The organism is Rhodococcus sp. NPDC058521, from assembly GCF_042719695.1.
Lineage (GTDB): Bacteria > Actinomycetota > Actinomycetes > Mycobacteriales > Mycobacteriaceae > Rhodococcus_F.
Genome location: NZ_JBHXNL010000021.1, coordinates 1 through 10,766 on the forward strand (window position 1 = coordinate 1; position 10,766 = coordinate 10,766).

10 protein-coding genes are annotated in these 10,766 nt (G+C 56.9%); 5 read left to right on the forward strand and 5 right to left on the reverse strand.

Going from position 1 to position 10,766, the window contains the following annotated elements:
• Nucleotides 1–101: 101 nt before the first annotated feature.
• The 5 genes from ACFWO3_RS21485 to ACFWO3_RS21505 form a co-directional block, all read right to left on the reverse strand.
• Nucleotides 102–1,376: an aminotransferase class I/II-fold pyridoxal phosphate-dependent enzyme gene (locus tag ACFWO3_RS21485; RefSeq protein ID WP_378581600.1), complete on the reverse strand. Its 1,275-nt coding sequence runs from the start codon at nt 1,374–1,376 to the stop codon at nt 102–104.
• A gap of 69 nt (nt 1,377–1,445) precedes the next feature.
• A complete protein-coding gene (locus ACFWO3_RS21490; protein ID WP_378581602.1) occupies nt 1,446–1,673 on the reverse strand; it encodes an acyl carrier protein in 228 nt (75 codons plus the stop codon).
• A gap of 45 nt (nt 1,674–1,718) precedes the next feature.
• Nucleotides 1,719–2,657 (reverse strand): chlorinating enzyme, encoded by a 939-nt coding sequence (locus ACFWO3_RS21495; protein WP_378581604.1) that lies wholly within the window; start codon nt 2,655–2,657, stop codon nt 1,719–1,721.
• Nucleotides 2,658–2,687: 30 nt separating this feature from the next.
• Nucleotides 2,688–4,256: an amino acid adenylation domain-containing protein gene (locus ACFWO3_RS21500; RefSeq protein WP_378581623.1), complete on the reverse strand. Its 1,569-nt coding sequence runs from the start codon at nt 4,254–4,256 to the stop codon at nt 2,688–2,690.
• A gap of 36 nt (nt 4,257–4,292) precedes the next feature.
• Nucleotides 4,293–6,083 (reverse strand): 2-isopropylmalate synthase, encoded by a 1,791-nt coding sequence (locus ACFWO3_RS21505; protein WP_378581624.1) that lies wholly within the window; start codon nt 6,081–6,083, stop codon nt 4,293–4,295.
• Between the two features lie 195 nt (nt 6,084–6,278).
• On the opposite strand from ACFWO3_RS21505, the gene ACFWO3_RS21510 reads away from it, so the two are divergent.
• From ACFWO3_RS21510 to ACFWO3_RS21530, 5 genes are read left to right on the forward strand one after another with little or no spacing between them, the layout of a single operon-like run.
• Complete coding sequence (locus ACFWO3_RS21510) at nt 6,279–6,680, forward strand: cupin domain-containing protein (protein ID WP_378581626.1); 402 nt, start codon at nt 6,279–6,281, stop codon at nt 6,678–6,680.
• Between the two features lie 37 nt (nt 6,681–6,717).
• On the forward strand, nt 6,718–7,746 hold the full coding sequence (locus tag ACFWO3_RS21515) for a 3-isopropylmalate dehydrogenase (RefSeq protein WP_378581627.1): 1,029 nt from the start codon (nt 6,718–6,720) through the stop codon (nt 7,744–7,746).
• Nucleotides 7,747–7,759: 13 nt separating this feature from the next.
• On the forward strand, nt 7,760–9,202 hold the full coding sequence (leuC, locus tag ACFWO3_RS21520; protein ID WP_378581629.1) for a 3-isopropylmalate dehydratase large subunit: 1,443 nt from the start codon (nt 7,760–7,762) through the stop codon (nt 9,200–9,202).
• 4 nt (nt 9,203–9,206) lie between these two features.
• On the forward strand, nt 9,207–9,821 hold the full coding sequence (gene leuD / locus ACFWO3_RS21525) for a 3-isopropylmalate dehydratase small subunit (protein ID WP_378581631.1): 615 nt from the start codon (nt 9,207–9,209) through the stop codon (nt 9,819–9,821).
• A 10-nt stretch (nt 9,822–9,831) separates the two neighbouring features.
• Nucleotides 9,832–10,581, forward strand: coding sequence for a thioesterase II family protein (locus ACFWO3_RS21530; RefSeq protein ID WP_378581633.1), 750 nt, complete (start codon nt 9,832–9,834; stop codon nt 10,579–10,581).
• Nucleotides 10,582–10,766: the final 185 nt, after the last annotated feature.

Consider the following 10,766-nt stretch of genomic DNA (forward strand, 5'->3'; position numbering starts at 1 on the left):
GCGATCCTACCGACCGATTAGTGCCCCGATCGGCCGACCCGCAATCGCGCTACCAGCACAAACATAAACCGGATCCGGCAACCGCCTTCAACCTGTGCAAGTCAGGCCGGGCGTTCGAAGTCGGAGCGCATCCTCCGCAACGCCTCGCCTATACGACTCACCCCAGCCGAGATCGTGTGCGTGTCAGCGCTCAGACTCAAGCGGACGCACTGTTCTGCATGGCGCCCGAGTTCCGGTGTAACCGCATCCATGATGAAGAAGCTGTCTCCAGGGACGATGCATACCTTCAGGAGCTTGAGAATGTCGTAGAGGGCGCTGCATCGGAACCACTGCTCATCAATCCACAACCAGCAAAACATTCCGCCATCACTGACATGGAGATACCAGGTGAATTCGTCCCCCAAAACATCGCGCAAGATCTGTTCGGCGAACGCCCTCTTATGCAGATAGTGCGGCCGGAGCTCCAGATCAACAACTCTATCTAGATGCCTGTCGCGGAGCGCTGTGGCAGTAGTCGACTGGATCAGCTGTGAAGCGTGCAAGACGGTATTCGACACGAACGAACTCATCGGGGCAATGATCTCGGCGGAACCGATCACGAACCCGACCCTTTCGCCAGGTATCCCGGCCTTCGAGAACGTAAAGCAGTTCACCACTTGTGAGTTCCATGCCGGAACCACGTCCGTACCAGCGACACCAGGAAACGGAGCGCCGTACGCATTGTCTACGATCAATGGAACCTCACGCTCCTCGGCGACTGCAATCAAGGCGTCGAGCTCGTACTGGGTAAGGCTGCCACCGGTCGGGTTACGTGGATTTGACAGCAACATCGCCCCCATGGACCGCTGCTTACGTACGGCCGCTACATCCACCTCGTAGCGAAATCGGTTGTTGCTCAATGCAACTATCCGAGGTGGAATGCCGACCACCCCCTCAGCCTCAAGCCTGAGGCCGTGATATCCAGTGTAATCGGGCATTGAGGGCAGAACGAGTGACCTTTGCTCGCCCCCAGTTCGGCCAGTGAAAACCGTGGTGGCAGCGAAGGCGAGCAGTTGAGCCCCGGGCCCAACAAGAACATTCTCAGGACTGATGGGCCAACCATATCGGCTAGCGAAGTATTCGGTGATGGCCTCGACGAGGGTGTCGGTCCCTCGAGATGGGCCGTAGGCGGCACTGAGCGTGGCGAAGTCGGAATCGACTGCATTATGCGTCAGGTCCATCCACATCCGGAGGACACCTGGAATTTGCGCCGGATTACCGGCCCCGAGGTTGAGCCACCCCATGCTGTTCGGGCCCGTAGCAGAGGCGATATCTGCCAGTATGCGCCGGATCCCCGATACCGCCGACATCGTCTCGCCGTGGTCAGACAGACGCACGTGTATCTCTCCCAATCAGTGTTGACGTTGTCCCGCCGTGCGAGAGTTCCCTCTCGCACGGCGGGACTGCTATGCAGTCCGTTCTAGAGATTCCAGATGTGCAGAGATCGAGGCCACGGTGGGTTTCCGAAACAGTTCGTCCATTGGCACCTCAATGCCGTATTCGGCAATGATCGCATCTTGAATTCTTGCCATGATTAATGAATGACCGCCGAGGGAGAAGAAATCATCGGTGTCGGAGAAGTTGTCGAGCTGCAGCTCGCGACTCCAGATGTCATGGATAGTCTTTGAGATCATAGGTCTGCTCCTTCATGAGGGTTCGGAGATTGCCGACTGGGGGGTTCAAAAGGAGAACGGCTCTCCATGGTTATTCTCCGACCGAATTCGGTTGTGCGTGTATTGGTTCTCACCTGAGACCAGTACGCTCCCGTAGTCGGCCAGGTCAAAGGATGCGCCATGCGCTGTGAAACTGTCCTGATTCGGATACACCCGAACATGCGTCGGAACGTACCGACCCGCAATTGCAAATCGTGTCTCACGTTCGGTGTTGTTCGGAAGGGAACCGTGCACACACGAAGCGGTGAAAATTACCGCTTCACCAGGATTCATCTCAAGCTCGACGACGTCCTCGGGCGCAGGCTCCCAGTCGGAGTCGATCTTGAAGTCGGAGAAGTCGTAGCCGAAGAAGCCAGTCTCTGCGTGTGCTACATCATAGTCGTCGCTACGGCCGGCTGAAGTTGGCTGGTGCTCATCGAAGATTCGATGGCGGTGCGAACCCTTGACGAAACGCATGCATGCGGTGTCCTTAGTCGCCGGTGTGAACGTGGTCCACACGGTGATGTCGATAAATGCATTCCAGTCGGACTCGGTTGGCTCCAGTTGAGGAGTGCCATTGGCATAGCTGTAGTCACGTACCTGATGCCACTCGGTTGCCTTAGCGCCCGGAAACTTCGGGAACCACTCGGTACGCCACGACAGGATGTCTGGCCCGAGGATCGCAGCCAGATATTTGACGATGGTGGGGTGGTTGATATGCCGTGAGAGTTCAGGGATGTCAAAGTGACGATCATAGTTCACACTGTTTTGGTAGAGAGCCTTGGAGCCGTCGAAGTTGCGGATACGAATCTGGCGAATCAGCTCTTCTGCTTCCTCCGGCTCATACAGTTTGATAGGGCCGAGGAACCCATCGCGTGTGAATTGCTCAATCTCATCCTTGATGTCATTGGGCACAACTGCGTTGTCGGCGATCCGCGACGTCGGTCCGATAGAGGCTTTGGTCATTGCGAACTCACTCCTTCTTTTCTGGGTTGACTAGGCACTCACGGACGCTGGCATGTTAGCCAGCGCCTTTCGATCGACCTTGTTGTTGGGGCTCATAGGAAACTCATCAACGGCGATGAAGTCGATCGGCACCATGGCTTTTGGCACAGCCGCAAGAAGCTGCTCACGCAGTAAGCGCTTATCGAAGTCTGAGTTAGTGATGACGTAGGCAAGCAGCTGCAGTTCGTTTGCTTCGTTGGGCACTGCGACTACGGCGGCGTCCCGAACCCCTTCACTGCGTCGCACTGCCTGATCAACATCACCGAGATCGATACGGTGGCCGCGGATCTTTACTTGCGCGTCTATCCGTCCGACTATGACTAACCCATCCGAGGTGACCATGCCACGGTCGCCGGTCCTGTACACATCCACTGATTTGCAGTCGAAGACGATCTTGGTAAATCGTTTGGCGGCATCGTCAGACGCGTTCAAATATCCTGCCCCCAAACTGAGTCCAGAAATGCAGACCTCGCCAACTTGTCCAGGACCAACTTCATCTAAGTGCTCATCAAGGATATGGATGGTCGTGTTGTAGACGGGCTGACCCACGGGCGTGCTTCCAGACAAATACTTGGGGTAGTCGAGCATTGCGTGTGAGGCTGCTACATCGGTGCACTCGGAGACACCGTATTGATGCAGGAGTTGGCATGTGTTGTGAGGCTGCATAGCCCACGCCGCGACGCGTGATGGCGTCAGCGCTTCGCCTCCGATGAATACAAACTTCAGGTTCGCGAGTACGTGACTGCCCCGAGCGGCCTCGCGATCTACAAGTAGATACAGGGTGCTAGGTGTGCAGTGCAGTGTCTGCACCCGCAACTCGTCGATTAGGCGGTAAGCCATGGCTGGGTCGAAGCTTCGGCTGGGGAGGAGGTGGAGTGCAGCCCCTGAGAATAGCGGAGTCATTATGCTGCGTTGGGTGATGTCAAACCCGAAAGAACTAACGACCAAATTGGCTGACCCCTGATCAAGCCCATATTCCAAGACGAGCCAGTTCAACAGGTTGTACCAGCCACGATGCTGAACAGCTACCGCCTTAGGCGTACCGGTGGATCCTGAGGTGAAGACCACGTAGCACAAGTCGTCGGGCGTGACCGCCGAAGTTGGATTGCCGAGTTCAGCCGTGGTCGTTCGGCCGTTCAGGTCGCGGCGAAAGAACAGCAGCTTTTCTGGGCAGTTCGATCCGAGTGGACCCTGATCGTCCTCGGTAGTGATGACGAGTTTCATTCGAGGTAGCTGATGGACCATCATTTGGATTCGTGCGGGTGGGTAACTGGTATCGAGAGGAACATATGCAGCGCCGGCCTTAAGCACTGCCAGAATGCTCACAATTAGGTTCGGTGTGCGATCAATACACAGCCCAACCAATGCACCTGGCCCGATGCCCTTACCAATAAGCCGGTGCGCCATGGTATTCGCTTCAGCGTTGAGATCGCCGTAGGTAATCTCGACGTCGCCGCAGGTCAATGCCGTTTTGTCAGGGTCGGTTGCAGCGTGATGCTCGAACTCCAGGTGAACAAGGGGACGGGTTGGAAGTTGGACGGATAAGCCATTTAGTGGCATTGCGGTCTCCTCGTTGGAGTGGGGAATTAGGGCGGTCTAGTCGGTGGCGCCGTTCAGTGCGCGGTTCAATGCGCTCAGCACCGACCGCAGCTCCGCTGCTATATCGCTGTCGTCAATACCGACCCCATATGAACGAGCGGTGTCGATCAGCACCTCTGTGTATGCGACCGACCGTTCTCCCTGGGAATCGGCGACAACATGAGTGGTGGATTCGACGAGCTCGATTGGGTAGCCGACACCCTCAAGGCCGTTCACCATGGCGGACGAAACATCCCTTCCCGCCCCTCGGATCTCTATCTCGCTGCCATCAGAACCAGCTGCCACGACGTTAATCGATACGGTCGAACCGCTCTCTTCCGCATGAAACTCCTTGAACAGCAGCGGACTGTCACGGTCTATGTACTCTTCGCAGAAGACGTTCCATAAGCGGGTGGTGTCGAGTTCTACCCCGCTCCTGTCAACGAATCGTTGTACTACCCTGGCGAAGTCTCGTTGGAGCGACTTAGGGAGGTGAAGGCCGTGCTCTGTTCGGAGTACATGAGCGATACCACCTTTCCCTGACTGACTATTGAGCCTGACAAGTGATTGGTAGCTTCGCCCCACATCCTTCGGATCAATTGGTAGGTATGGGACGTTCCATGGAACGTCCCGAACGTCCACTGAGTTGGTGTCTGCTTCTTTCTGGAGCGAAGCCATTCCCTTTGCGATTGCATCCTGGTGTGTCCCCGAGAAAGCGGTGTAGACGAGATCTCCTGCGTAAGGGTGTCTTTGGCCTATTGGCATCTGATTACACTCTTCCACGGTACTGCGCACCTGATCGATCTCAGAGAAGTCTAGCTGCGGGTCCACCCCGCGGCTGAAGAGGTTGAGCGCCAGGGTGGCAAGGCATACGTTGCCTGTTCGCTCGCCGCTTCCGAAAAGGGTCCCTTCAACCCGGTCGGCTCCACTCATCAGTGCCATTTCCGCGGAGGCAACTGCCGTCCCGCGATCGTTGTGTGGATGCACGGACAGAATGATGGATTCGCGATTTGCCAGGTTTCGGTTCATCCACTCCACTTGGTTGGCGAAGACATTGGGATAGTCCGTCTCGACAGTCGTGGGGAGATTCAAGATAAGGGGACGGTCGACAGAGGCCTCAAAGATGGAAGCTACCGAGTTTGAAACTTCAAGCGCGAAACCCGGCTCGGTCACATTAAAGGTTTCAAGTGAATACTCGAACCGAATATTCGATGAGCTGAGGCGATCTGCGAGACGCATCATTTGCACAGCAGAGCTGTCTGCCATATGTCGTACCTCATTGGCGGACATGCCGAAGACTACCTCGCGCCACAAACACGCGGTTGCGTTACAGAGGTGCACGACTGCTTGGTCGGCACCCTGTATGGCCTCAAACGTTCGCTCAATCAGCTCTGGTCGTGCTGGAGTAAAGACAGCAATAGTCACATCGTCAGGGATTAGATCATCCTGGATGAGCGATCGGACAAAATCGAAATCGGCCTGACTAGCGGAAGGATATCCAACCTCTATATCCTTGAATCCCAACCGTACGAGAAGATCGAACATGCGAGTCTTCCGCTGCCAATCCATTGGATTCGGGAGAGCCTGGTTTCCATCGCGTAGATCCACCGAACTCCACAGTGGCGCACGGTCGATGGTTGGTGTCGCCCACGGGCTGGGCCTGAGGTCTGCAGGATTGTTGTGCAGGTTTGCGTAGCGGCCGAAGGGCATCGACGAGCCCTTCTGACGATTCCACCAAGGCTGTCCTGACGGTTGCTGAATCTCAGGCCTGTTTAGGTTGAGGATCGCTTGGTCTGCGACTGACGTCATCTGGGGACCTTCCTCGTGTTGCTCCGCTGAAGTATCGCGGCGCTCGGCTTTCGCGATGTCGTACAACCATCATGTTGTGTCGTGGCATGTCTCCGTCCCGTCGCTGTCCTGAGGTGTTCAGGCTGGAGAAAGGAGCGAAAAATGATCAGGTATGCGGGCTTTCCAAGGTGTGCCGACGTTTGCCAGGATCGCTTCATGACTGATCAGTTGCCCGTGAACTTGGAAGCAGCCTTGGGCCAGTTCGATGAGTTGTGGAGTCCGCATGTTGCTGCAACCTTCAACGCACATGACGCTCGTGTTGCCAAGTTCCTTGGAGAGTACGTATGGCACGCACACGACAGCACGGACGAGTTCTTTATGGTGCTCGCCGGGGAACTGGAGATCGCCTTGCGCGACTCACCAGGCTCAGAGAGGACGGTGAGTATGGCAAAAGGGGCCGTTTTTGTGGTGCCCAAAGGAACCGAACACAAGCCAATGGCACCCACTGGAGCTTCAGTCTTGATGATCGAAGCCTCTGGAACCGTTTCGGTGGGAGATAGGCACGACGAGGTACCTGACTATATCGACGTCACGACGGGACGTTCGTTGCCGTCATGAGCCTGCAGATTGACGTGGAGCCAGGAGAGGTGGAGCCATGAAAATTGCTGTAATACCGGGAGATGGGATCGGTCCAGAAGTTGTAAGCGAAGCTTTGAAAGTGTTGGATGTGGTTGCGCCGAACACTGAGCGCACCCTCTATGATATTGGTGGGGCGCGTTACCTGAAAACTGCAGAGACTCTGCCGAACTCAGTATTGGAAGAGCTGCGTCAACATGATGCAATACTGCTCGGTGCAATAGGGCACCCGGATGTTGCACCTGGGATCCTGGAGCGGGAACTGCTGCTGAGAACGAGATTTGAACTGGATCACCACGTCAACCTCCGTCCGTCGAAACTCGACCCCGGCGTAGTTGGCCCCCTCACAGGTAACCCCTCAATGGATCTGCTTGTGATCCGTGAGGGCACGGAGGGGCCGTACACGGGCACGGGCGGAGCGCTGAGGATCGGCACACCGCACGAGATAGCAATTGAGACAAGCACCAACACCCGGTTCGGTATAGAACGGGTGGTGCGCTACGCCTTTGAGGCCGCCCGGGCCAGAACAGGGCGTTTGACCCTGGTGCATAAGACGAATGTTCTGACCTTCGCCGGATCGCTCTGGCAACGGGTTGTCGATGAAGTTGCAAGGGGCTACGAAGATGTGACAGTTACCTATCAACATGTGGATGCGGCGATGATTCATTTGGTCAGTGACCCAACGAAGTTCGACGTGGTGGTGACGGACAATCTGTTTGGTGACATCGTCACCGATCTTGCGGCCGCAATCAGTGGCGGTATCGGCTTGGCGGCAAGCGGAAATATCGACGCTTCCCGTATCAATCCGAGCATGTTCGAGCCGGTGCACGGTAGTGCGCCAGACATCGCTGGGCAGTGTAAAGCCGATCCCGTCGCGACCATTCGTTCTCTTGGAATGCTACTTGAGCATCTTGGACGGGACGGTGCGGCGAAGCGAATTTCCCAAGCGCTCGAAGAGGAGATGCGTTGCCGCGCGGGGGATGAGCCTATTCAGACAGTGAAGGTGGGCGATCGTATTGCGAGCAGCGTGGCAGCGAGTTCAGCATAGAGAGGACAAGGCTTTGACCGGTAAACCACGTACCTTGGCTCAGAAGCTCTGGGACTCCCATGTCGTCGTTCAAGGCAAAGGGGAGGGAGTCGATCGAGAGCCAGACCTGATCTACATTGACCTGCATCTCGTGCACGAGGTGACCAGTGCTCAAGCCTTCGAGGGGCTGAAAATCTCTGATCGGCAGGTTCGACGGCCAGACCTGACATTGGCCACCGAGGATCACAATGTCCCGACAGTCGACATCGACAAACCGATCGCTGACCCCGTGTCAAGAACCCAAGTCGAGACTCTGCGGCGGAATTGCCAAGAGTATGGGGTCCGCCTGTACTCAATGGGTGACTTCGAGCAAGGAATCGTTCATGTAGTTGGGCCGCAACTCGGTCTGACTCAACCCGGAATGACGATCGTTTGCGGAGATAGTCACACTTCTACCCACGGTGCCTTTGGTGCACTTGCGATGGGAATCGGCACCAGCGAGGTTGAACATGTTCTTGCCACGCAAACCTTGTCTTTGAAGCCGTTCGAGACTATGGCAGTCACTGTCGACGGCACCCTGCCGGCGGGCGTAACTAGCAAGGACCTGGTTTTGGCGGTGATTGCGCAGATCGGAACTGGCGGCGGCCAGGGGTATGTAATTGAGTACCGCGGTGAAGCCATCCGCGCCATGTCGATGGAGTCGCGTATGACTGTGTGCAACATGACAATTGAGGCCGGTGCGCGAGCAGGTCTGATTGCCCCCGATGAAACGACCTATTCATATCTTAGGGATCGCCGCCACGCCCCCCGAGGGAAGGATTGGGCCGATGCCATCTCTGCATGGAACGACCTGCATACCGACGAGGGGGCTGTGTTCGATAGAGAAGTGCACGTCGATGCATCCGCCCTCGCGCCCTTCGTAACGTGGGGAACGAACCCCGGCCAGGGATTGCCCCTCACGAGCGAGGTGCCAAACCCCGACTGCATGATCGATGAGGAAGAACGATTGAATGCTCAAAAGGCGTTGGAGTACATGGGCTTAGAGCCGGGGACGCCCTTACGGGAAGTCTATGTTCAAACCGTCTTCGTTGGATCGTGCACGAACGGCCGCATTGAGGATTTGCGGGAGGTAGCGCGGGTACTCGAAGGACGAAGAGTGGCGGAAGGCGTCCGAATGTTGGTGGTGCCGGGTTCGATGCGTGTTCGAGCACAAGCGGACGAGGAAGGTTTAGGGGAGGTGTTTGTAAACGCGGGAGCGGACTGGCGGCAAGCTGGTTGTTCAATGTGCCTCGCAATGAACCCCGACAAGCTCGTCCCGGGGGAGCGCGCAGCGTCGACGTCGAACCGAAACTTTGAGGGTCGTCAGGGACGAGGAGGGCGCACACATCTGGTATCACCCGCCGTTGCCGCTGCGACAGCGGTGCGCGGTTCCCTCTCTTCGCCAGCAGATCTAGACAAGCTAGAGGTAGGTGCTTGATTCGATGAAACCGTTTCGTTCGCATCGAGGGATCGGCGTGCCACTGCGGCGGTCCAATGTCGACACCGATCAGATAGTTCCCGCTGAGTACCTGAAGCGAGTCTCTCGTACGGGATTCGAAGACGGGCTATTTGCCAGCTGGCGAACCGATCAGTCATTTATTCTGAATGTGGGTCCGTACGACGAGGGGAGCGTGCTGGTAGCTGGCCCTGACTTCGGGACAGGGTCCTCGCGTGAACACGCAGTATGGGCGCTCGCTGACTACGGATTCCGCGTCGTCATTGCCCCACGGTTTGCCGACATATTCCGTGGTAACGCCGGAAAATCCGGGCTTCTCGCAGCCCAGATGTCCCACGAGGATGTGGAATGGCTATGGGCGGAACTCGAAGAGCATCCTGGACTGGAATTGGAAGTCGACCTGGGCGATCGAACGGTTCGTGCCGGTACGATAGTTCTGACGTTCTCTATTGATGATTACACCAGGTGGCGCCTACTTGAGGGCTTGGACCACATCGGTGTCAGTCTGCGTCATTTGGATGCCATCGCAGACTATGAAGTGATCAGGCCTGCGTGGTTGCCTGTAGCCGTGCATAGCGCCGCCACCGCGGTCGGGGAATGAGGGGTCATCGATGAAGCGGTGGCTACGACGTCACATAACGAACGAAGGAGAATTGCTACGGCGGGTGGTGTGTTTCCCGCACGCTGGTGGTACAGCGGGGACATTCTCGAGGTGGCCTCAACTGTTGCCCGCTGGCACCGAGACGGTAGTCGTCCAATATCCGGGAAGGCAAGACCGCATATCGGAGCCGTGCATCGAGGATATGAATCAGATGGCGGACGCGTTAACTGCGGAAATCGCCGATCTGACTGACCTGCCTATCGTACTGTTTGGGCACAGTATGGGGTCGGCGGTTGCATACGAGGTAGCCGTGCGGATGGAACGCGACCTCGCCTACCCGGCTGATGCGCTGTTTGTATCGGGCCGCACCGCGCCACATCGCCGGCCAGGGGAGACCAACCACCTGCTTGGTGACGAGGACTTGATTGCTGCTCTTCGCCAGCTGGGGGGTGACACCGCGGGGGTCTATGACCTACCAAAGTTGTGGCCGTTGATCCTCCCTCCACTTCGCTCGGACTTGAGATTGCTTAATGGCCACCGGCCCCGCCATCTCACCCCTCTTCGCACCCCGATCGTCGCGCTAGGGGGCGATAGCGACCACACTTGTTCTCTATCCGAACTTGAAGCATGGGGCGACGCGACCACTCTTGGAGTAGCCGTACATGCATTCCCAGGGGGACACCACTACCTCATGCAGCACGAGGAAGCCGTGGTCGGCATGATATCCCGTCACTCAAGGTCATTTACCGCCCCAAGGTAGAGCTGCAGGGACTGTCCGGCGCGGCTGGCCTGGAGCGAATGTCTGAACGATTTACAACTTGGGAACGGGATAGTAACGACTTCAGGCAATTTGAACCGTCCTGGGTCTGGTGGAGATCGTGATCTCACCAGGAGAATGACGGAATGGCTGCACCACGAAAGTTCGATCAGGAGACCCGTGAGCGG